Annotated in this window: 21 protein-coding genes and 1 pseudogene; 7 read left to right on the forward strand and 15 right to left on the reverse strand. The window is 42.9% G+C overall.

Features of this window, described 5'->3' with window-relative positions:
• A pseudogene (locus EAE89_RS09560) lies at window positions 1-118 on the forward strand (RNA-guided endonuclease InsQ/TnpB family protein); the annotation flags it as partial.
• 164 nt (window positions 119-282) lie between these two features.
• On the forward strand, window positions 283-570 hold the full coding sequence (locus tag EAE89_RS09565) for a helix-turn-helix domain-containing protein (RefSeq protein WP_214085721.1): 288 nt from the start codon (window positions 283-285) through the stop codon (window positions 568-570).
• A gap of 108 nt (window positions 571-678) precedes the next feature.
• On the opposite strand, the gene EAE89_RS09570 is transcribed toward EAE89_RS09565, so the two are convergent.
• From EAE89_RS09570 to EAE89_RS09600, 7 genes are all read right to left on the reverse strand, one after another.
• Complete coding sequence (locus EAE89_RS09570) at window positions 679-1,155, reverse strand: CDP-archaeol synthase (protein ID WP_235525455.1); 477 nt, start codon at window positions 1,153-1,155, stop codon at window positions 679-681.
• Window positions 1,156-1,210: 55 nt separating this feature from the next.
• The gene (locus EAE89_RS09575; protein WP_214085722.1) at window positions 1,211-1,834 is read right to left on the reverse strand and encodes a CDP-alcohol phosphatidyltransferase family protein; all 624 of its coding nucleotides are present in this window, start codon (window positions 1,832-1,834) and stop codon (window positions 1,211-1,213) included.
• On the reverse strand, window positions 1,831-3,405 hold the full coding sequence (locus EAE89_RS09580) for a fatty acid CoA ligase family protein (RefSeq protein ID WP_054478777.1): 1,575 nt from the start codon (window positions 3,403-3,405) through the stop codon (window positions 1,831-1,833). Before EAE89_RS09580 ends, EAE89_RS09575 begins: the two co-directional genes overlap by 4 nt.
• A complete protein-coding gene (locus EAE89_RS09585; protein WP_214085723.1) occupies window positions 3,402-4,457 on the reverse strand; it encodes a hypothetical protein in 1,056 nt (351 codons plus the stop codon). The genes EAE89_RS09580 and EAE89_RS09585 overlap by 4 nt, the downstream gene beginning before the upstream one ends.
• Window positions 4,450-7,194 (reverse strand): phosphoenolpyruvate synthase, encoded by a 2,745-nt coding sequence (locus EAE89_RS09590; protein ID WP_244866329.1) that lies wholly within the window; start codon window positions 7,192-7,194, stop codon window positions 4,450-4,452. Before EAE89_RS09590 ends, EAE89_RS09585 begins: the two co-directional genes overlap by 8 nt.
• 162 nt (window positions 7,195-7,356) lie before the next feature.
• Window positions 7,357-9,885 carry a phosphotransferase gene (locus tag EAE89_RS09595; RefSeq protein WP_054478784.1) on the reverse strand — a complete coding sequence of 843 codons (2,529 nt, stop codon included), beginning with the start codon at window positions 9,883-9,885 and terminating at the stop codon, window positions 7,357-7,359.
• A 20-nt stretch (window positions 9,886-9,905) separates the two neighbouring features.
• Window positions 9,906-10,850: a prenyltransferase gene (locus EAE89_RS09600; protein ID WP_054478786.1), complete on the reverse strand. Its 945-nt coding sequence runs from the start codon at window positions 10,848-10,850 to the stop codon at window positions 9,906-9,908.
• Between the two features lie 621 nt (window positions 10,851-11,471).
• Here EAE89_RS09600 and ubiT point away from each other — a divergent pair.
• Both ubiT and EAE89_RS09610 read left to right on the forward strand, forming a co-directional pair.
• Window positions 11,472-11,825, forward strand: coding sequence for a ubiquinone anaerobic biosynthesis accessory factor UbiT (gene ubiT / locus EAE89_RS09605; RefSeq protein WP_149616713.1), 354 nt, complete (start codon window positions 11,472-11,474; stop codon window positions 11,823-11,825).
• Window positions 11,819-12,322: a GNAT family N-acetyltransferase gene (locus tag EAE89_RS09610; RefSeq protein ID WP_054478790.1), complete on the forward strand. Its 504-nt coding sequence runs from the start codon at window positions 11,819-11,821 to the stop codon at window positions 12,320-12,322. The genes ubiT and EAE89_RS09610 overlap by 7 nt, the downstream gene beginning before the upstream one ends.
• Here EAE89_RS09610 and EAE89_RS09615 read toward each other — a convergent pair.
• Entirely contained in the window at window positions 12,295-12,606 is a 312-nt protein-coding gene (locus tag EAE89_RS09615) for a GIY-YIG nuclease family protein (protein WP_054478792.1), read from the reverse strand. The two genes, EAE89_RS09610 and EAE89_RS09615, sit on opposite strands and share 28 nt — an antisense overlap.
• Window positions 12,607-12,882: 276 nt before the next feature.
• On the opposite strand from EAE89_RS09615, the gene bhsA reads away from it, so the two are divergent.
• Complete coding sequence (bhsA, locus tag EAE89_RS09620) at window positions 12,883-13,134, forward strand: multiple stress resistance protein BhsA (protein WP_214085725.1); 252 nt, start codon at window positions 12,883-12,885, stop codon at window positions 13,132-13,134.
• Window positions 13,135-13,257: 123 nt separating this feature from the next.
• Window positions 13,258-13,689, forward strand: a complete 432-nt coding sequence (locus EAE89_RS09625; protein WP_054478796.1) for a YhbP family protein — start codon at window positions 13,258-13,260, stop codon at window positions 13,687-13,689.
• Window positions 13,690-13,691: 2 nt separating this feature from the next.
• Here the strand turns inward: EAE89_RS09625 and nrdG are convergent, their stop codons facing one another.
• From nrdG to argF, 6 genes are all read right to left on the reverse strand, one after another.
• Complete coding sequence (nrdG, locus tag EAE89_RS09630; RefSeq protein ID WP_054478798.1) at window positions 13,692-14,156, reverse strand: anaerobic ribonucleoside-triphosphate reductase-activating protein; 465 nt, start codon at window positions 14,154-14,156, stop codon at window positions 13,692-13,694.
• Between the two features lie 18 nt (window positions 14,157-14,174).
• Window positions 14,175-16,313, reverse strand: coding sequence for an anaerobic ribonucleoside-triphosphate reductase (nrdD, locus tag EAE89_RS09635; RefSeq protein ID WP_054478800.1), 2,139 nt, complete (start codon window positions 16,311-16,313; stop codon window positions 14,175-14,177).
• A gap of 250 nt (window positions 16,314-16,563) precedes the next feature.
• Window positions 16,564-16,950 (reverse strand): 2-iminobutanoate/2-iminopropanoate deaminase, encoded by a 387-nt coding sequence (gene ridA / locus EAE89_RS09640; protein WP_054478802.1) that lies wholly within the window; start codon window positions 16,948-16,950, stop codon window positions 16,564-16,566.
• Between the two features lie 92 nt (window positions 16,951-17,042).
• Entirely contained in the window at window positions 17,043-17,507 is a 465-nt protein-coding gene (gene pyrI, locus EAE89_RS09645) for an aspartate carbamoyltransferase regulatory subunit (protein ID WP_054478868.1), read from the reverse strand.
• 141 nt (window positions 17,508-17,648) lie between these two features.
• Entirely contained in the window at window positions 17,649-18,572 is a 924-nt protein-coding gene (gene pyrB / locus EAE89_RS09650) for an aspartate carbamoyltransferase (RefSeq protein WP_054478804.1), read from the reverse strand.
• A 312-nt stretch (window positions 18,573-18,884) separates the two neighbouring features.
• On the reverse strand, window positions 18,885-19,901 hold the full coding sequence (gene argF / locus EAE89_RS09660) for an ornithine carbamoyltransferase (protein WP_054478806.1): 1,017 nt from the start codon (window positions 19,899-19,901) through the stop codon (window positions 18,885-18,887).
• Between the two features lie 163 nt (window positions 19,902-20,064).
• On the opposite strand from argF, the gene rraB reads away from it, so the two are divergent.
• Entirely contained in the window at window positions 20,065-20,487 is a 423-nt protein-coding gene (rraB, locus tag EAE89_RS09665) for a ribonuclease E inhibitor RraB (protein ID WP_054478807.1), read from the forward strand.
• Window positions 20,488-20,632: 145 nt separating this feature from the next.
• Here the strand turns inward: rraB and EAE89_RS09670 are convergent, their stop codons facing one another.
• Window positions 20,633-21,274, reverse strand: coding sequence for a LysE family translocator (locus EAE89_RS09670; RefSeq protein WP_054478809.1), 642 nt, complete (start codon window positions 21,272-21,274; stop codon window positions 20,633-20,635).
• Window positions 21,275-21,349: the final 75 nt, after the last annotated feature.

A 21,349-nucleotide genomic window follows, 5' to 3' on the forward strand; every position in this document is an offset into this window, starting at 1 on the left:
TATCAATGCGGCGCTCAACATCCGGCGCAAGGGCATACAGGAATTACAGGCGGCGGGACTCGTCGTTTCTGCCCATGGAGGCCAGCGTAAATCCGTCACACAGACGGTTGCGGCCTGAGAAGTGGGAGGACTCGCCGTTTACGGCGGGGAGCAGTCACTTACGCTTTGTCTATGGTTTCCTTTTCATTGGATTTTGATGTCATACATCCCAGATTTTTATAAATATTTCACCACCTGAAATTGAAATAGAGTTAGCGCTGAAACGACTGGAGGATATGACACATGGCTAAAGTAACTCCTATCTTACATTCGGAAGTGAGAAAACGTCTTCTTAATACACCGGAAGCTCTGCAAGCCTATGCTGAGGCCACAGAAGAATATGAGTTGCTAGAACAGCTCACTGAGTGGCGGGAAAAGGCAGGTCTAAAAAAAGTAGATGTGGCTAAACGGATGGGAATTAACCCGTCCGCAGTTACCCGGATTGAGAAGAATGTAACGAGAGCTAGCTGGCACACACTTAAACGTTATGCTGCTGCATGCGGAGTTGAATTATCTTTGACTACGAAATAATGTTGTAAAATGCGTGTTCTGTTGGTGATAACACGCAGAGGCACACTTATTTGGTATGCCTTAAAATGGCTTCCAATTAAAGAAGCCATTTTTCTGGGGTATTCCCACCTAAAATCTCGTTTTTTTCAGCGAAAGTAAAAACAGCATATTTTTAACAATAAAGGCGCTGATTAAAAAACAGAGGAAAACGAAAAGTGCATCGATATAAGTAAGATTAAGATAAATAAAATAGGCTGTTGTGACGCCAATAGCGGAATCAAGTTGGTCGAATAAAATAAATAGCCGCTTATTTTTCTCTGGATGTTGCCCCGGTGGTGCGCCGAGTCTTCTTTTTAGCCAGGAGTTTGGTAATTCGAAAAGAACATAGCCGAGACCCGCCAGAAACCCGGTAAATAAGCAGGAAGAAATAGTCTGGGGAATCGTTGTGTCTTGTGTTCCAGTGTCGAAAACTAACCACAATAGCGAAAATAGCGCGGTAATAATGGGTACAGCAATAAAACCGCGCCAAGTCTTGTTACGGCCGAAATAACGTTGATGTATTGGAATAGCCCAGTAGGCAAAATAGTTTTTTGTCACAATCACCATATGTAAACAGCCACCAAGGATGACGGGGATCATTAAAATCCACCCATGATAAAAGCTATTGAGCATAAAGACTCCAGAAATGAAGGCCGGTAAATAAAACAAACCCTGCAAGTGTTGTACTGACGATGGTACTGAGATGTTTGAATTTATAAAACGGGCGATCCCATAGCATGGCGATACTGAATGCAATAAGCGCCAATGTTAGTAAGAGATGTGCCAACCATGACATTACGACTAAACTGACCAAAGTGTAACCGCTGACAATAAATAAGCTCCAGAATACGGGCATACCAAGATAGGAGAGTCGATCTTCATCCTGAATATTTCCGACTTCATTAAATACGGATAATCGCAGACAACCGCTGATTATCATTAAGATAATAAACAGTGAATACCAGGATTGATAACCGGAAAGGTATAGGATGATGGATGGTGAGATCAGGTAAATAAGTTGATCCATAAATCCATCAAGATAACGGCCAAAAGGGCGGACAATATCTAAGTTTCTGGCCAGAATACCATCGAGTGCGTCGCCAAGCATGGCAAGATATAAGAACGCAATGGCCAGATAATGCCAATGCTGTAATGCGGCTGCCACGGAGAGAGCGCTAAATAGCGCTCCACCAATAGTGATATAGTCTGCTCTGTTTAGCTGGATGATGAAATGGTTACTGTTCATAATTTTTCCTTGTATGGAAAGGAGGATAATTGGTCTTTCTTGAGCATATTTATCAGCGCAATGCGGTTTATTTTGCTGTTATGGCGAATGTCAACGGGAATAGGATTGGCATAATAAATCCGGGTAACCAGAGTGAGATCCAGTTCGTCTAAAATGGTGGATAAACCTGTCGGCAGGGTGGTACTTTCCAATATCAGCGCGGCTCCACCCAGAGGGTGCAATACAAATGCGCTCCGTGCGATATTTGACAGTTCATTAATCCTTTTTTCTACCATATAGGGATGGATAATACGCCCATCATCTAATATCACCTTGTCTTTTACCCGTCCAAGCAACCAGAGTTGCCTTGTGGCGTCTATGTAGCCAACGTCACCGGTACAGTGCCAGATCCCTCCCTGTTTACGCGGGAGTTTGTTTTCTTTTGTTGCTTGAGGATTATCAATATAGTCTTTGAGCACATGAGGCCCGGCAACCAGAATTTCACCTATATCACCGGTAGCCAACGGAGTAATTTGCTGGGGATCAGCGGTTATCTCTCTGATACATATTTCGGCTTGTACGACGGGTTTCCCGACCAGATAACCATCATGTGTTGCCCAGTGATTTAATTGCGTTGTCATTTCGACCGTACTGATCGGTTCGACCTCGGTGGAGCCATAGACGACTAAATGCTTCGCATGTGGAAAGACGGTCAGACAGTTTTCGAGCAGTTCCTTATTGGCAGGAGCACCACCTACGATAACAGTTCGTACATTGGGGAATGACAATCTGTTATTTCTAGCGTAATCAGTGAGTTTGCTCATATAAGCGGGTGCACCGCTGAGGCAGGTGACGCCCTCATTTTGCAACTGCCCGACGATCTTCTGTGCATCAACAGTTGCAGGATGGGCAAAGTCAAAATCAGGCAGAATACTGCTATTACCGCAGCACAATGAATGCAGTACCATGACGGGAAAACTGTGCAGGTCAATCTCATTCTTTTCTTCGGGAAGAAGCGCCTTTATGGCGTAAAGTTGTGCTAACAGGCTATCGTGAGTACGGTTTGCCCCTTTAGGTATACCGGTAGAACCAGAGGTAAAAGTAATTAATCCCGTCGTATCCGGCGGTAGGCTACGGCAGATAAAACGATTTAGTGGTAAATGTTGGCTGGGCGCTTTCAGTACTTTCATGCCCCAGATACGCTGTCCAATCACAAAACGGCGCGGTCGCCACAGTTCGGGGATCAGAAACCAGAATTTTCCTAATGCAGGTTGGGTGATAACCGCCGATAATTTACTGTGCCGTAGCGTCTCCCGGAGTTGTTTTTTGGAAAGACCCCGCTCAAGCATAACCGGAACCAGTCCCAATCCCAGAATGGCGATAAGCAATGGGTAAAGTACTAATCCGGGCTGAACAATCACTAATAAGCGATCACCGGCCACGAACCCGGCTTGGGTTAACAGATGCTGGAAGTGGGATGCATGAGAAAAAAATTCCCGAAAACTTAAACTACTGCCGTGTGGTGCTTGCAGGGCTAAATGCTCAGGGTGTTTTTGGGCCGCATCGACAATGGGCTGACAAATATTTGTCATGCGATCCTCCTGTAATAAAGCGCATATTGATGTCTGGTGGAAGCGGGTGTATTGAAGAGCCGTTCTGCGGTCTTTAATGATTTATTATCTTCACGCATCAGGGCGCCCCCTAAACGGGGATGAACGAGGCTGGCGCTCTGCTGATATGAGTGATACAGCGAATGATATAGCCGACTCCCCCGATATTGCGGCGCAACTGCTACAGTTTTCAACAAGCCTATAGCGGGCTGACCTTTTTGGCTCACGGATAAGCTAAGAATTAACCCAGTAATCTCGCCGCTGACGGTTTTAGCCAGAAATGACGCAGGGTAGAGACAAAAAGGTTTAATAAATTCCTTACCGCAATAATGTTGAAATGTTGTCCATGACGGTGTGGTGTAAGCGAAATTCTCGCCGAAGACTGAGTCGATGAAGGAATATAATTTAACCTGTTCTTGCATCCATAATTCTGGTGTTAACGGTAATAATGTTGCCTGGGGATCAGGGAATTTTTGTGCGCGTAGATAATCTTGCCGAAAGTTGTTTGCTATTGCTTGGGTGTCATCGAATAGCGAGGTATAGCGGTAACGAGTATTAAACCCCAACTTTTCTAATAAAGGGGAATAATAAGGCGGATTATAAGGTTCATTCTCAAAGGGGGGGACATCAAAATGATCAAGCCGGACGCGGTAATGCCCGAAGGTCGAAAAGTTAATCGGCCCGTAGAGATTGTGTGCGCCATTTTTCTTGGCCCATTGTTCCAGGGCGCTAAACAGCATGGTGTTGCTTGCCATATCATTATCGGTTTCCCAAAAACCGAAAAATGCGGCGGATTGACCATCAACGGCATGGGGCACTAAAAAACCGGCAAGACGAGTTTTCCCCGGAATACAGCCAATCCAGGCTTTGCTGTGATTAAACCAGGGATTCTCCAGACTGAATTGTTGTTGTACCTTCTCCCGGTCTTCGCCAGGCCAGAGCGGCCAGTCACGGTAGATGGCTGCCGGAAGATCGAGAAAACTTTCAGGCAGTGGGTTGGCCGGGGACCACTCGCCCATGAAGATATCAGACATGTTCGCTCCTTGAAGGTAATTCTTCTGTAGTGGTGTTGTGCAAGCGGATAATACTCCCGGTTGCACCGTCCATGCGTACCCAATCGCCATCTTTTAAAATTTGGGTGACCGCTGGAATGCCAACAATTGCGGGAATACCCAGTTCGCGGGCTACAACGGCAGAATGAGAGAGTGTGGAACCACGTTCAATTAATAACCCGCCCGCTGTAGGGAATAATGGTGCCCAGCCGGGATCGGTACGAACGGTACAAAGGATCTGCCCTGCCAGCGACATTTCATCCTGCGGGTTTTTAATTAAGCGAATAGTTGTTTCAACTAGCCCTGGATAACAACCGATGCCCTGTAGCATTCCGCTATCGGTTGGGGCTTGTTGTTCCTTATAGGGGTAGCTGTAATCTTGCTGCTGATACAGCGAGCCTCTAATGAAGAAGTGATGGGCTGGTTCATCCTCTGTTTCGTAACCAGCATACTCCTGTTTGCGTATGGCAACTAAAGGCTTAAGCTGAGTTTGTACCGCCGTTCCTTCGTAGCTGCTGTAGATTTCCTCTAACGTCAGATAGAAAATATCACGTGACTCGGCAAGGATTCCTTCCAATGCGTATGTCTGACCAAGCTGTATGAAAATATCCCGATATAGCCCAAACATACGGGTTCGGGTGAAGCGCATATTTTCCCGGTGGCGTATTGCCTGGCGCAATTTCTGCAAATTCTTTTTGAAGGCGGCCATACGTTTGGAGCCAAGTTGCTCGCGTATTTGCTGAAATGCGGTGTTTTCTGCCTGAGTACGTAATTTTCTTTCCCGGCTGGATAACGTCTCTGGTGTGAGGGTATCGATAGCAAGGTAGTTTTTTAGTATCAGAAACAGAAAACTGGGATCTTGTTTTAGTGTAATAGTTTCCAGCTTTAGTTCGCCCATAGTACGATCGCCATATTTTTCAATATAATCAATGCACTGTTGGTAGAATGGTTCATCGAGCTGGCGTGCTTGGGTTAACAGAGTACGTGCGTCACCGTTCGTTAGCAGGGTGCATAATTCAGGGCGCTGGCGCGCATATTGGCACATCTTTAACAGCACTTTGGTTGGTTGGGTACTTTCAATATCTTCGTCCCCTGAGAGGAGATCACCTAATAATGCCGTTGGATTCTCAATGCCAGCCGCCGCCAGTCCCCGGTGTACTCGGCCATTAAACATCATTACGTAGAAATCATTCAGAATTGGCGTTGTCCAGCGCCGTAGCAGGTGCTCATCGAGATATTTCAATTTCTCGATTAGTTGGCCGCTGTTGCAGGTATGTAACTCTGTTCGTTTTATGGCTGCGGCATGTTGTTTAAATTGTGCTAAAAACAACTCTACTCGCCGATCCATCGTTCTGAAAGCGTATAGTAGTCGTAGCAATGCCCATCCCATTTGGGGAAGTTTTTTTATTTTATCGCCCAATGAAAGCTCTTTATCTTCAATGAAATCGACAGGATCTTCCATCCCCATCATTCTTTCCATATCTTTCTTATTAGTTTGGAAAGAGGGGAGTAATAATAGCCCTTTATACCAGTTGTTGATGTTGTAATAGATCCGGCCTTTAATTAAGCCGAGCATATTTTCCAACATGGAACGATGCTGATTAACTTGTTTATCTGAGCAGCCCAATGCACGTATTGTCTGCTCATAAACAGTGGCATAACCAGCACGGGCAAAAGAGAAAGTCAGTGGCGTGGTTATTCCACAATAAGATTCTTGAATATTAGAGTTATCGAAGATAGTACGGTGTTCGTTCTTATCATCCTGACGGGGTAGTCTGGTTATTGGCCGGGTCTGTAGAATAAAGATTTGATGATTTTGCACCGTCCACTCAATATCTTGCGGACAACCGCGTGCCGCTGCGATTTTTTTTCCAATATCTCGCAATGCATATATTTCATCATCGGATAAGGTTGGTGCCCGCTGTTTTTCCTCTTCAACGGGTACTGTCACTGTACCGCTGCCGTTGGCGGTATCGAAGACACTTGCTGTCCCTTTTTGCGTGATATGGCGTTCGATCTCAGGCATGGTGAGATGAACTGAAAACTCATCGGTATCGCATTCACCAGAAACTACACCTTCCCCAGTACCCCAAGCGGATGAGATTAAGTAATGTTGTCTACTGCCGGTAACTGGGTGCGCGGTAAACATGACTCCAGAAACTTCACCGGCAACCATGTTCTGAATAATAACAGCGCTACGGATATTACCCATCGGCAGTCGTTTGTGCAGGCGATATTGCAATGCACGGGTATTAAAGGCTGAAGCCATCACAGCACGTAAGCTGTCGGCAAGTGCGGATTTGCCACGCTGAAATAGGTAACTATCCATCTGCCCGGCAAAAGAAGCATTGGCAGCGTCCTCACCAATAGCGGATGAGCGAACAGCAAAAAATGTATCTGGGTGATTCTCTGACAACAGAGCCAGCTCTGCTTCTAATTCCGCAGGCAGAGGGAGTGATTGTAACCATTGGCGCAAAGGGGCAGCAATGGCGTCGAGTTTTTCCTGGCTGATATCATGTGGCACGGAGGCTAACTGTTCCACAATGGTGATCGCAAATGTATCGTTAGCTAATAAGTTGTTTAGTACCTCGCTGCTGATGACCCAATAACCAGGTACAGGAAAACTATTTTGCGTTAGCCATAATAAATTAGCCGCTTTGCCGCCTAAGGAATGCTCCGATAATTTAATAGCACTATCTTGAGTATAGAGATATTTCATGTTATTCCACCAATGCAGCAATAGTACACTTATGTATATCATGGTCTTATTTGCACATAATATTTGTGGGTTAATAGATCAATAAGACTCGAATGTATTACAAGCTATTGCTGCACCCTTGTTATTAGAGGAAGAGTGAATTAAATAACTTAATTCGATTTACTATTGATTTCGTGTTAATGAAATAAGCCAGTGGATAGTTTTCATCGTGCGCTCCATAAATGGATAGCCAACAACATTATGTGCCATCATATAAAACGGGATTCTTCTCATACAGAAATCACGTAGCGCTAGTTCATAACCGCGATACCAATTTATTGGATCGAGAGCAATCCCCGATTTTTGCTCGAGTTCAATTCGGTGTAGTTCAATATAATAGGCCACACTGTTTGCATCACTTTGCTGGTGGTCTAAGCTAAAGGCTAACAGTTCAACGAGGTCGCGTTGTGGTAGATGCAAAGTAGACAATTCCCAATCCCAAGCGCATAAACGTAACCCCTCTTCCTGCTGCCGGAAGGCAATATTACGTGGATTGAAGTCACCATGGATCAATGTCCGAGGCATCTGTTCGATTTCTTGCCACCAGATGGCTGAGTTATCTACCCAGTGCTGGAAATCTTGATGTTCCTCGGCGGTTAATAGCTCCGGGAATGTTTGGTGAACAAAATTGCCTAGTTTTTTCCATAGGGGACTCATTTGTGAAACCGTATCAGCATTCGAAATTTGCAGTTGTGGGAATTTCCACATTAGCTCTTCTTCTTGCCCTAACCAGATGGCGTGAATATCGGTAATCCCTTGGATAGCGGCTTCAAGGTGGTGCTGTTCCCAGGGCATTTCCAGATTAATATTGTTCATTAACACCATATCGTGAAGCAATTCTTCAATTAGGGCATAGGTTCCAGTTGTCTCGTTTTCAATCACACCATAGATGACCGGCATATAACGCATGAGCTGTGGATTTTGCTGGTTCATAATAGCTAGCTCGCGGGTATGGCTCTGGTTAAATTCAAGCTGATGTGCAAAATTCTGAAAAACAGCAAACAGCTCAGGGGAACAGTGTTTGGCGATATCCAGTATCATGTTAACCACCTCATTCCCCAACGGTTTTAGCTTCAGCATTATAGGTAGAGTGAGCTGTGCGGATGTGGTCATAGCAAAGGGAAATAGACCAATTAAACGTTCTGCATAGTTTGAACTCAGCTGGGTTAGCATGCTATGTCCATCATCACCAGAAAATTTGGGTTTGATGGTGGTCAGGTTAGCCCCTTGTAACACAGGGTTAAAATTTGCTTGTTGGAAGAATGACAGATCAAGCTCTTGCGGGGTACGCGGAATAATGCCAACGGTGGGAGCTGGATGGTTACGGCTGAGTTTTTCATGCGATTGCGCAAACTCATCCGCAGCAATGGCTGACAGTGTTGAAATATCAAGAGCCAGGCAATAACTAGCAATGATCTCAGCCAGGCAAGTGGTGCCGTTTTCATCGGTGCAGCCCAACATATTCAGGCATTCGCGTTGGTGTGGTAAATAGGTACCTCCGCCGACTGTGCCTACGATCAGTGATGGCAGTGTGATACTGCAATAGACGCGGTTATCGGCAGTTAATGTCATGTGCAAATGCGCTACCGATGATTCATGTACGCAGGCGATATCTTGGCCTAAGGCTGTAAACATCCCGGCGATAACATTTGCTGCATTAATATTTATACCAACCATCCCTGAAGCCGTAGCTCCTTCGCAGACATGATGATAAGCGGTGACAAGTTGTTGAGGAGTGACTCGCAGGATTTGCTGACAGGATTCAGCATTTAGATAAACCTCTGCCACGACACGTGTTCCACGTCCTTCAATAAAGGATTGATAAGCTACCTTTTTATCGCTGGAAGTATTACCGTCTATCATAAAGTGGCGCAGTGGTATAAAAGCCATTTTTGCTAGCTGCTCTTGTATCCATTGGCATGCATACCAGGTACAGATGGTGGTCATATTCTGACCCGCAGCGGCGGCTGTATTGTAGATAAACTGCAAATGGACACTGCGTCCAATGATGTGTGGTTTTATTTCCGTTAATTGCGCATGCTTGGAGTGACGTCCAATTTCATGCCGTAGTTCGCTGATATGTTCGTTGATCCAATCACTGAACATAATGCTATGTGAGACGCTATAAAATTCAAAACGGGGAGCTCGTATCATGCGTTGACCAAGCACACGGGCAGTCGTACCCCCTGATTGCATAATGGCTGAGGAACCACGGGATATTGACGCAATTAGGGCGGCTTCTGTGGTGGCAATCGGTGCGTAATATACCCCTTGAGCGTATTGTCCCTTTATCAATAAAGGGCCAGCAATCCCTACAGGGATTTCTATTGAACCAATAAATCCTTCAATCGTTTTTGTTAGTTTCGTCGCGTCCAGATGGGTATTTGCCACGTGTTCCAGCGTATGTCCGGTATGTTTTGCCAAATAATCCAAGCGTTTTTGCCGGGCTTCCTCGGTATATGTATAAAGATGGCGGCGGGGTAATAATTTTACCTGGGCTGCTGTTGTATGAACGGCAGATACCTCTTGGTGTTTATTGCTGAATATGTCACGTGATAATTCTGGAATTGAACTCAGTGCACCGCTCTCTATGTGAGTAGTAGTATTATCTGAGACATGACTCTCATATGATTGGATATTTTTTTGCAACATAACTATATTTCCTTCGATACCTAAGCAAACCCAAGCTTTATTAAAATACTGGCAGCGCAAACTGAATAACCCAGAACCATAAACATTCCCACGACAGCTTCATCGCGTTTGCGATTTTGAATAGTGGGGTGGCAGAGAAATTTACCCAATTGCCATAGACACAATGCATAACAAACTACCAAGATAATTAATGCCCATAACACTATGCCGTCAGTGGTGATATTAATTAGCCAAATCTGTAACACTAACATTATGGTGAGTAATGCTGCGATAATAGCGATCGCCCCTTTTCTGCCGAAAATAGATGAATAGGTTGGTATTTCCGGACGTTCTTCATCTGGGCCTTTACACTTGCGTGTAATTTCAAAACTAAATCCAGAGAAAAAGCATAACCCCATCAAAACCCATATTGGGAAAGTGAGTGTGAGGTTGGGACTAGCGATATTAACCAGCCACCAGATAATGAGTGGCATGACCAACATATGGGAAATGGCATACCAAGTGAGGTGCTGGTTTAACCATTCACTGATAAAGAATTCTTTCCCCATAAGACAGGTCCAGATAAAGACTAATAGCCAGGCAAAAGTGACTGAACCAACTCCCTGATCTAAAAATAAACTCCCACCCAATTGCAGGGTAATGCAGCAGATACCGAGTACTCGTAGATTTTTCAGCGTAATAATGCCGCGCTGTAATATCCGCTGTGGGTGGTGTTCACAATCCAGCTGATAATCTTTATGCTCATCGAATATCCGTAATAGTAAAAAATAAGAAAAGGACATTAAGCAACCAAGCAGGATCTCCCATGATAAAACCGGCTTTTCCCCTATCGAGTAAAAAGCTACGGAATAGCTGATGATATAAAATATAAAGAAAAGTGGCGCGTTCTGTAGCGGGAAGCGCTCATCCATCCATAGCTTTATCCTCTTACCAATGAATCTTGAATAAATATCTTGGCCTTCCATACACCATTCCTATTTATTGTATAAAGATCGAACTAATATACGTTTGTGACAAATTACAGCCCAAGGATAGTAAATCCAGAAGCAATACTTAATGAAATCCATGCGTGTTTTTAACATTATTCCTGGGAATAACCGTAAGAAATACGTATGGACTGACGTCATACGTTAAGCTAAAAATTTGCAATCCGCTATAATCAAGATGTGTAAATTTAGATCTTAACATGCAACTTATGTTTACAATTTCTTTCGTAACTGTATGTTTGTCTGTATTTTTATTTTCTCTTCAGATTGAAAGAATAACGGGCCTTGATCTCCTACTTTAGAATGATATAGAGAGTATCTGCCCTGTTATCTGCAACGATTGTATTCTCATATAGGTCTTCTGTGGGGCAAAGCCTCCTGATATAAAATACCGGAATAGAGTAATAATGGTTAAGTATTTTAATTGAATTAAAGAAGGGATGTTTTGATTTAGAGCAGTTTATAAGCAGATGTTACCCTAATAGCTAAAAGTAAAATTTACAGCTAGTTCTGCGTTGGATTCTTGATGTAGGATCGGAGGAATACCGATGTATTTTGGCAGAATAGCTACATTACTTTATCGAGTAAGGAGTCTGAGTTGTGTTAGGAAAAATCCGCGATCTCAATCTGCGTTGGTTTATTACTGCCCATGATAATCATTTGGTTCTCAGTCGGCATGAGCAGAAAGATATTGGTCTTAGCGACAAAGCCAATGATCTGATTCTGATAGCTACCCGTAAAGAAGCCTCTGATATCCTTTCCTTCCTGCATCATCATTTGTGTATTGCAGGAGAAGCTGGATTGGGGTTGTATGTTAAAAATCTAGTAGATGTAATAGTGTTAAATCCCATATTTGCTGTTCTCCGTGCGGGTTTGTTGCAATTAGATGAGTTTATTAAAATCAATGTGCTGGAGGGCGTATATCAATACGATCATGCGCGATTATCATGTTGATTAGAGTAGAAATTCCGGTAGACGCCGCCGGGATAGATCGGTTACTACGGAAATCATTTGATACCACAGTGGAAGCGGAATTGGTACAGCAACTGAGAGAAGATGGATTACTGACATTGGGCATGGTTGCCACGGATGACGTAGGCCAGGTAATCGGTTACGTGGCATTTAGTCCGGTAGATATTAATGGCGAGGATCACCAGTGGGTCGGTTTGGCGCCGTTGGCGGTTTCTGAAGAATACCGTCGGCAGGGGATTGGAGAAAGACTGATATATGAAAGTCTGGATAGCTTGAATGAATTTGGCTATAGAGCAGTCGTTGTTTTAGGTGATCCACGTTATTACCGTCGATTTGGTTTTACGCTTGCCTGTGAGCATCAGTTGCATTGTCAGTGGCCAACATATGAACCCTATTTTCAGATATATGAATTAGCTGATAGTTTTTTGGCTGACCATACTGGACTGGTTACTTACTCTCCGCCTTTTGACCGTTTCTGAATTGATGCTAAATATTCTGCTATACAGATGGGCTGGCAAATAACCAGCCTCTCTTTTTGTTGTTTACTCAACTGTTTTACCTGATATTCCAGTCGTGAAGCATTGGATTTGTCGCCAGCATTACTGCTGAAAACCAGTTGCAATGGGCCTTTACCTCTGAGTGCTTTTGCTCCTTTACCATTTTCATGCTGTGCAAAACGGCGGTTGATATCTGTCGTTATTCCTGTGTACAGCGTTCCTGTTTTCGTTTTCAGCAAATAAAGAATCCATTGATTTTTAGCCATATAATTTTTTTCTTAATTTTTTATTTCTGATATTTGTATTTTGCTCAAGTGGTCTTTCTATATTATTTTTCGGAATAATTTATCTTAAGTTATTATAATATAATAGATTTATTAAAACTTGTTACATATCAATTTCCTGGATATAGCATTAATCATTCAAAAAATTTGAAATAGAATAGCAGTAATTGCTAATTTTTATTCTGTCAGTTAGAGCATAATATGATCCACGTCACAGAGAGTGATCTGTCCCCTTAAAAATTGATCAAGGATCATGTTATGAAAAATGTAAAATATATTGCTGCTGTTTTAACTTTAAGTGCTATCTCTTTTGGTAGTATGGCGGCAACTGAGGTCCAATCTTCTTCATCTCCTAAAGTTGGTGTGGTTTCTGTCACGGGAGCTGATACCCTGGAAAGCCTGAGTGCCGAGTTGTCCAAAAAAGCTGACAAAGCTGGCGCATCTTCTTTCCGTATTATCTCTGCTAGTGGTAAGAACCAATTGTCAGGTGTTGCTGAAATCTATAACTAATTTATAGTAGAGCATACTGAACCCTGATTTTGTCAGGAGATATCAGAACACGCCGCAGGATGATGTTTATCCGGGCGTGGTTCTGGGTATCCGGGCAGATAAAATCCTTCCATTGGAGGGAGTGTGAATACCACTGAAAACTTTCATCTTATTCGTCAATACCTCGCAAGACAGCATGTCCTTACGCTTTGTACCGCCGCCGATGACGATATTTGGTGTGCGAGTTGTTTCTATGTTTTTGATGCGGATAAGATAGCCTTTTTGTTTATGACTGAATCCCATACTCGGCATGGTGAAATGATGCAAATAAATCCACAGGTTGCAGGTACTGTTGCAGGACAGATTCGTAATATTGCACAGATAAAAGGTATTCAGTTCAAAGGGGAGGTCATTCGTCTTGAAGGTGAAAAAGATAAAGCGGCCAGAGCACGTTATTGTCGCCGCTTTCCAGTGGCCATTGCTGCTAAAACACCTGTCTGGCAGCTGAATCTTAGTGAAATAAAGATGACTGATAATACGCTGGGATTTGGTAAGAAAATCTGCTGGCAACGATGAAATTATCTTAATTTATGAATAATCTGGTTGTAACTGCCACGCCACAGTAAACCGGGATCATAAAGTGCTTGTACAAATTTTCCGTCCACGAGCACATTAATATAGCTGACAATTTCCTGTTGAGCTTCATTAAGGTCATCTAACCGATAGCCAGTCCAGATCCAGATGTCCTTTTCAGGACATTCTGCCTTGACCCGTCTTACCAATTTCAGGATTGCTGGTATGTTATGTCTATGCAGAGGATCGCCGCCAGACAGAGATAACCCTTGTCGTTTAATACGGCTATCCTGTAAATCGGCGATAATACGGTCTTCTATTTCCTGTGTAAATGGGTGACCAGAATTCACTCGCCAGGTGCTTTTGTTATAACAACCGGGACATTGATGTTCGCATCCCGCGACGAATAGCGTACAACGAGTTCCGGGACCGTTAACTACATCAACGGAGTAATATTGGTGATAATTCACTTTCTTAGCCTGTTTTAATTAGCCTAACCGCCCATTTGTCAGATGTTTTACCCTGCGTTTTACTTCTTCCTGTTTACCTGCGTTGAATGGACGAGCGTCAGGACTCCCCAAATAACCGCAGACGCGGCGGGTTACTGATACTCTTGAAGGTTCATGATTGCCACAACGAGGGCAGGTAAACCCTTTGCTGGTACAGGAGAATTCACCGGTAAATCCGCAGTCATAGCATTCGTCAATGGGTGTATTGGTTCCATAATAAGGGACACATAAATAGCTGTAATCCCAGACATCTTCCAGTGCTTTTAAATTATGTTGTAGGTTAGGATATTCGCCATAACAGATAAAACCGCCATTTGCCAGTGGTGGGTAAGGTGCTTCAAAATCCAGTTTATCGTAAGGATTGACCTTCTTTTCAACATCTAAATGAAAACTGTTGGTGTAATAGCCTTTGTCTGTCACGCCTTTGATAACACCAAATTCAGCGGTATCAAGGCGGCAGAAACGGTCACATAGATTTTCACTTGGTGTACTGTATAGGCTGAAACCATAACCGGTTTCTTTCTTCCATTGATCAGTTGCTTTTCGCAGATGGTTAATAATTGAGATAGCCTTTGCACGTAATTGTTGATCATCAAATAGATGAACCTGATCGCCATACAATGCATTAATGGTTTCATGAATGCCAATATAGCCCAAAGAGATAGAAGCTCTGCCATGCTTAAAGATTTCAGCAATATTATCATCTGCTTTCAAGCGAACTCCGCAGGCACCTTCCATATAAAGGATTGGAGCAACTCGTGCTTTGACCCCTTCCAGACGGGCAATACGAGTCATCAATGCTTGCTTCGCCAGAATCAGACGTTCATCTAGTAATTGCCAGAAATGTTTTTCATCTCCTCTGGCTTCGATGGCAATACGGGGCAGGTTTAGGCTGATAACTCCTAGGTTATTGCGTCCTTCATGAATTTGCTTCCCATTTTCTTGGTAAACATTGAGGAAACTGCGGCAGCCCATTGGGGTTTTAAAGGAGCCCGTGATTTTAACAACCTGATCGTAGTTAAGAATATCAGGATACATCCGCTTACTCGCGCATTTCAGGGCCAGTTGTTTGATATCGTAATTAGGATCACCAGACTTATGATTCAGACCGTCGCGGATAGCAAATACTAGTTTGGGGAATATTGCTGTTTTGTGGTTCTTACCTAAACCAGCAATGCGGTTACGTAGAATAGATTCTTGGATTAGGCGGGATTCTTTTGAAGTACCAAGACCAAAGCCAAAAGTGACAAAAGGTGTTTGTCCGTTGGTGGTATGCAGAGTATTAACTTCGTATTCCAGTGACTGAAAAGCGTTGTAACACTCTTTTTGGGTTTGTGTTTCAGCGTAGGATTTTTTATCGGCAATATCCCATTCTGTAGCGATGGCTAAGTGTTTGTCATAGCTCGCTTTAACAAATGGTGCTAACACTTCATCTATACGGTTAATTGTGGTACCACCATAAATATGGCTGGCAACCTGAGCAATAATCTGAGCCGTTACCGCTGTTGCGGTTGAAATGGATTTTGGCGGTTCTATTTCAGCGTTACCCATTTTGAACCCGTTGGTCAGCATGCCGTTCAGGTCGATCAACATACAGTTAAACATCGGGAAAAAGGGTGAATAATCGAGATCGTGATAGTGGAGTTCACCTCTTTCGTGAGCTAATACCACATTACGAGGCAGAATATGTTGTTTGGCATAATGTTTGGCAACAATTCCTGCCAACAGATCGCGTTGAGTGGGGATAACTTTACTATCTTTATTGGCATTCTCGTTGAGCAGGGAAATATTACTTTGCTCAACTAAGCCACGGATTTCCTGATTAAGACGGCTATGTAACTCTCGGGCAATGTCCCTGTCATGACGATATTCAATATAGAGACGAGCTAGGTGCTTATAGTTGCCCGCCATTAATTGATTTTCTACTGCGTTTTGAATATCCCATATATCAACTTGTTTGTAATTAGCCATTAATTGCGTTACTGCGGATGCAACTTGAGCACAATATTTATCATCTGTGACGCCAGCAGCAGAAGCGGCCCGTTTTATGGCATCTCTGATACGGGCTTCATCAAATGGTGCTTGATGACCATCTCGTTTTATCACAACAGTTTTCACAATATGGCTCCTTGAAAATGTTATCCATAGGTATCGACAATACCCGTTCGGGTATTTAACTTAAATATGAATAACTCTATATGTAGATCGTGCTTTATATTTAAACACAACATATAGTAAATTGAAGCAAAATAATAACGACTTGATTTGATCTAAGACAAGGAAGAGTCAGCTATATTTGGAGGGTAGAGAAAAGCAAAAACCTTTAGCTAGCGACTAACTAAAGGTTTACAACAGTGGAACTGGGAGATTATCTACGAATCGCGATAGCTTCAATTTCGATTTTAACGTCTTTTGGTAGACGGGCTACTTCAACACAGGAACGTGCTGGAAAAGAGGCATTATGTTCTTTGAAGAATGCTTCATAGGTAGAGTTAACAGTGCCGAAGTCATTTAAGTCCTTAACGAAAACGGTTGTTTTAACAATGTCACCTACAGTCAAACCTGCTTTCTCAACGATAGCTTTAACGTTTTCCAGTGATTGACGAGCTTGAGCAGCAATATCTTCTGCTACATCACCTGTTTCTGGATTTACCGGGATCTGCCCGGAAGTGATTATCATGCTGCCTAGATCAACACCCTGAACATATGGACCAATTGCAGCAGGGGCTTTATTGGTATTAATCTCGTATGACATAGGTTCTCCTGTTAATGTGATAACTGAATAAATGTTTTACCAAAGGTACTATTATAGTTCCCGTATCTGCCTCAGCAACTGGCATAGATCGTTTAATCGTTGAGTATTACCACGTTGCGGTCGAACTCTTTCTCACAGTATTTGCAGGTTAGCACCACGTCTTCGGATGTGACTTTGACCCGAAAACTACTTTCTACAGGCTCATTGTGGCTAATACAGTTGCTATTCGGGCAGACTAGCACGCAATCAATGCGTTCAGGCAAGTTAATTGGCAGTTTCTTGACGACTTCATAGTTTTCAATACAGTTCACCGTTGCGTTCGGTGCATACATAGCCAGCTGGTTAGCTTGTTGCTCTGTAAGGAATGTATTTTCGATTTTGATGAGATCTTTTTTACCTAATTGATTGGAAGGCAGGTTCAGGCCGATGGTGATACGTTGATCAGTTTCAGTCAGTTTAAACAGAGAAAGTAATTTGAAGCCTACCTGAGCTGGGATATGGTCAATCACTGTACCACATTTAATGGCTTCGACTTGTAATTTATGATCTTGGGTCATAGTGTTTTTATGAATACATTTTGGTGACAATTTGTCTGTATTCACCCTCCAGGTAATGGTTAAGAATCGACACGCATTCCATGTTAGAAAGAAAGTAATAACCAGTTATGTTCGCGGATTAAAAAGTATTTTCTTTTTTAATCATTCATTTAAAACTAAAGATAATAGTGCCTGACGAGCATAAATGCCATTTTCTGCTTGTTGGAAATAATAAGCATGGGGAGTTTTATCTACATCGACAGTAATTTCATCAATACGTGGCAATGGATGTAGAACTTTAAGGTTTTCTTTCGCTCCCGTCAGATCAGTGGCACGTAGAATAAATTGTGCTTTTACATTGGCATATTCGGATGGATCAAGGCGTTCTTTTTGTACACGAGTCATGTAAAGAATATCCAGCTCTGGCAAGACTTCTTCAATATTAGTATGCAAGCTATAAGTAGAACCTTTTTCATTCAGCATATGAAGAATATGGTTTGGCATTGCCAGTGCTTCTGGGGCGATAAAATAGAAATGGTTGCCATTAAATTTTGCCAGCGCTTGTGACAGCGAATGGACGGTGCGGCCATATTTTAGGTCACCAACCATGGCGATATTCAGACTGTCCAGCCGTTTCTGGGTTTCTTGAATAGTGAACAAGTCCAGTAAGGTTTGAGTCGGGTGCTGATTAGCGCCATCACCGGCATTGATGATTGGAGTATTACTGGAAAATTCAGAAGCCAAACGTGGTGCACCTTCTTGTGGATGGCGCATCACGATAGCGTCAACATACTGGCTGATAACGGAAATGGTATCTGCCAGTGTTTCTCCTTTCTTGCCTAGGGAAGTGTTACTACTATCTGAAAAACCAACAACTGAAGCACCAAGACGGTGAATTGCTGTTTCAAAAGAGAGGCGAGTACGAGTAGAGGCTTCAAAGAAACAACTGGCGATAACCTTGTGTTTCAGTAATTCAGGCTGTGGTCTGGCTTTTAGTGCGGCAGCAGTCTGCAATACCAATTCCAGATCTTCGCGGCTCAGATCATTTATTGAGATGATATGTTTGCGATATAACGGATTAGCCATTTTTCACTCTCCTCTAATGCTGACATCCGGGTGTAGCGATTATCAATTGATTGCCGGGCAAAAAAAAGCCCCTCAATGAGGGGCATTAAATGATCGGTTTAGCGGCGGGAAAAACAATGGTTGCTGGCTGCCTTTAGGCAGTTGCACTCGCACTTTAGCTTGACGAAAATAAGCGCTGTTTTTCATGATTTCTCCCGGCAAATTGCGGCGCATTATACTCGTGAAAAATCTTACAGCAAGTATCGCAGGAAGAAAAATGGTATTGGCAGCATCACGTCTTTATAGACATAATCCTACAGATACCTTAAGTAATCAGATTTTTAAATCCTTTGCTAGTGTTGCTACCATTACCGCTTTAATGGTATGTAGGCGATTTTCTGCCTGATCAAATACAATACTGTGTTCTGATTCAAAAACTTCATTGGTGACTTCCAGTCCGCCATACATATCAAATTTGTCTGCCAGTTGCTTACCTAACGTCGTTTCTTCATCATGGAATGCAGGCAAGCAGTGCAGGAATTTTACCTGCGGATTACCTGTCATTTTCACCATATCCATATTGACCTGATAAGGTTTCAGTAGGCTAATTCGTTGTTGCCAAACTTCTTTTGGCTCTCCCATCGAAACCCAGACATCGGTGTAAAGAAAATCAGCATCTTTAACACCTTCCGCGATATTTTCAGTTAGAGTAATTTTACCGCCGGTTTTTTCAGCCAGTTTTTGGCATTCAGCAACTAGTGTTGCATCTGGCCAGTACTCTTCAGGAGCGACCAGTCGAACATCCATACCTGTCAGTGCTGCAGCTTCTAGCATGCTATTGCCCATATTATTACGGGCATCACCTAAATAGGCGAATTTGATTTCTGACAGCGGTTTCTCAGGTTGATGCTCTTGGATAGTGAGTAGATCTGCCAGTAACTGGGTAGGATGAAATTCATTCGTCAGGCCGTTCCATACGGGGATGCCAGCGTGTTCTGCCAGCGTTTCAACTACTTTCTGAGCATAGCCACGATATTGAATACCGTCATATATGCGACCAAGTATACGGGCGGTATCTTTAATTGATTCTTTATGACCAATTTGATTACCACTAGAGCCAAGATAAGTGATATTTGCCCCTTGGTCATAAGCAGCTACTTCAAATGAACAGCGCGTGCGGGTGGAATTCTTTTCGAAGATTAGCACAATATTTTTACCTGTTAGCAGAGCTTTTTCTGTGCCGGATTTTTTAGTCGATTTTAATTCAGCTGCCAGCTTCAGAAAAGCGGGGATTTCTGCTGAAGAAAAATCAAGTAACCTTAGTAAATTACGTTGATAGAACGGATTCATTGTTGAGTACCTCTGCATTTATTTTTGCATTTGTATTCAATTTATATCTATAAAAATTCAATTTCAACTCCGTGTTAGATTTCTTTGATGTAAACAGTGGTTAGGCTGACTGTGGTGTGGGAGAATGAAAGTTGGGACGGCCAACTGATTGAGGATATTGGGTATGGCAAATCAAAAAGACTTAGAAGAACAACGTGAAGAAACGCGCCTTATTATTGAAGAATTATTGGAAGATGGTAGTGACCCAGATGCGCTTTATGCCATTGAACACCACTTTTCTGCAGAAGATTTTAATCTGTTGGAAAAAGCTGCTGTCGAAGCCTTTAAGCTAGGTTATGAAGTAACTGATGCAGAAGAATTGGAGGTTGAGGATGGCACTATTCTTATGTGTTGTGATGTTATTAGTGAATGTGGGTTAAGTGCAGAACTGATCGATACCCAGGTTGAACAACTGATGAATCTGGCCGAAAAAATCGGTGTCAATTATGATGGTTGGGGTACTTACTTTGAAGATCCTGACGCACAAGATGATGATGAAGATGATGAAGACGATCTACCGGAGCAAGGAGGAGATAGGCTTCATTAAGGTATTGAGGTAAGAAGTAATAGAGGGTCTAGCTTACAGGTTTCCAGTCTGTAAGTTGCCCTTTATTAATTTAAAGCGTGGTTAATTCTTATTTCCTTTTTATAGGAATTTATATTTCAATTGAACGTTAATATCTGCTGATTTTTCAAAGTAGAGCTCCCATGACTAAGAAAACAGCCATTATGATTATCATCCCTCCACCTAGTATGTTCACTAGCCTCATTCTTTTTTCAGTAAAAGATGCGCGCGAGCTCACCGCATGAGCGGCAGCGACCCATGCTGTATCTATCACCAAGCCTAAGCCAATCGGTATCAATGAAAAACTGAGCAGGGATAAAATAGGGCTGTCTATTCCTTCGGTTAAAAAGCTTGGAACTATCGTACCAAACATAATCAATGCCTTCGGATTCGTTGCACCAACGATTATTCCTAGCGCCAATGTTTGTTTATTTTTCTTGGAGCTAACATTCTCGCCAACTCGCAGCGGCCTTGAAAAAAAAAGATATTGAACACCGATGACTAGTAAGGCAATAGCACCCAGCAAACGAATGACCATCAAAGCAGTGCTGGATTGTATGAGCAAAGAGCCAATTCCCAAGGCAAGGATCACAGCAACGCAATAGGTTCCGATTGCATTTCCAATCACACCACGTAATGCGTTGGTCCGTCCTACTGACACCGCCTGTCCCACAATAAACATGATACTTGGGCCAGGAACAGCGATTAGTATTGAGCTAGTCAGCATGAGTCCTAACAGACCTTGAAGTGTCGTAAAATTTGTGAACATAAGGTAACCTTCGCTATCTGGCGCAGGGACATGAATTTTTAGATAAAAATCGCTATCCTGTCCCTGCCGTGTTAG

The sequence above is a fragment of the Photorhabdus heterorhabditis genome (assembly GCF_018448905.1).
Classification (GTDB): domain Bacteria; phylum Pseudomonadota; class Gammaproteobacteria; order Enterobacterales; family Enterobacteriaceae; genus Photorhabdus; species Photorhabdus heterorhabditis.

Excerpts from the sequence above, each read along its gene's own strand:
- EAE89_RS09600 (WP_054478786.1), bottom strand. The coding sequence starts at position 10,850 with ATGGAAGGCCAAGATATTTATTCAAGATTCATTGGTAAGAGGATAAAG.
- rraB (WP_054478807.1), top strand. The coding sequence starts at position 20,065 with ATGGCAAATCAAAAAGACTTAGAAGAACAACGTGAAGAAACGCGCCTT.
- EAE89_RS09595 (WP_054478784.1), bottom strand. The coding sequence starts at position 9,885 with ATGTTGCAAAAAAATATCCAATCATATGAGAGTCATGTCTCAGATAAT.
- EAE89_RS09585 (WP_214085723.1), bottom strand. The coding sequence starts at position 4,457 with ATGTCTGATATCTTCATGGGCGAGTGGTCCCCGGCCAACCCACTGCCT.
- EAE89_RS09580 (WP_054478777.1), bottom strand. The coding sequence starts at position 3,405 with ATGACAAATATTTGTCAGCCCATTGTCGATGCGGCCCAAAAACACCCT.
- EAE89_RS09590 (WP_244866329.1), bottom strand. The coding sequence starts at position 7,194 with ATGAAATATCTCTATACTCAAGATAGTGCTATTAAATTATCGGAGCAT.
- EAE89_RS09565 (WP_214085721.1), top strand. The coding sequence starts at position 283 with ATGGCTAAAGTAACTCCTATCTTACATTCGGAAGTGAGAAAACGTCTT.
- EAE89_RS09610 (WP_054478790.1), top strand. The coding sequence starts at position 11,819 with ATGTTGATTAGAGTAGAAATTCCGGTAGACGCCGCCGGGATAGATCGG.
- argF (WP_054478806.1), bottom strand. The coding sequence starts at position 19,901 with ATGAATCCGTTCTATCAACGTAATTTACTAAGGTTACTTGATTTTTCT.
- EAE89_RS09615 (WP_054478792.1), bottom strand. The coding sequence starts at position 12,606 with ATGGCTAAAAATCAATGGATTCTTTATTTGCTGAAAACGAAAACAGGA.
- ridA (WP_054478802.1), bottom strand. The coding sequence starts at position 16,950 with ATGTCATACGAGATTAATACCAATAAAGCCCCTGCTGCAATTGGTCCA.
- pyrI (WP_054478868.1), bottom strand. The coding sequence starts at position 17,507 with ATGACCCAAGATCATAAATTACAAGTCGAAGCCATTAAATGTGGTACA.
- pyrB (WP_054478804.1), bottom strand. The coding sequence starts at position 18,572 with ATGGCTAATCCGTTATATCGCAAACATATCATCTCAATAAATGATCTG.
- bhsA (WP_214085725.1), top strand. The coding sequence starts at position 12,883 with ATGAAAAATGTAAAATATATTGCTGCTGTTTTAACTTTAAGTGCTATC.
- EAE89_RS09570 (WP_235525455.1), bottom strand. The coding sequence starts at position 1,155 with ATGGTGATTGTGACAAAAAACTATTTTGCCTACTGGGCTATTCCAATA.
- EAE89_RS09575 (WP_214085722.1), bottom strand. The coding sequence starts at position 1,834 with ATGAACAGTAACCATTTCATCATCCAGCTAAACAGAGCAGACTATATC.
- EAE89_RS09670 (WP_054478809.1), bottom strand. The coding sequence starts at position 21,274 with ATGTTCACAAATTTTACGACACTTCAAGGTCTGTTAGGACTCATGCTG.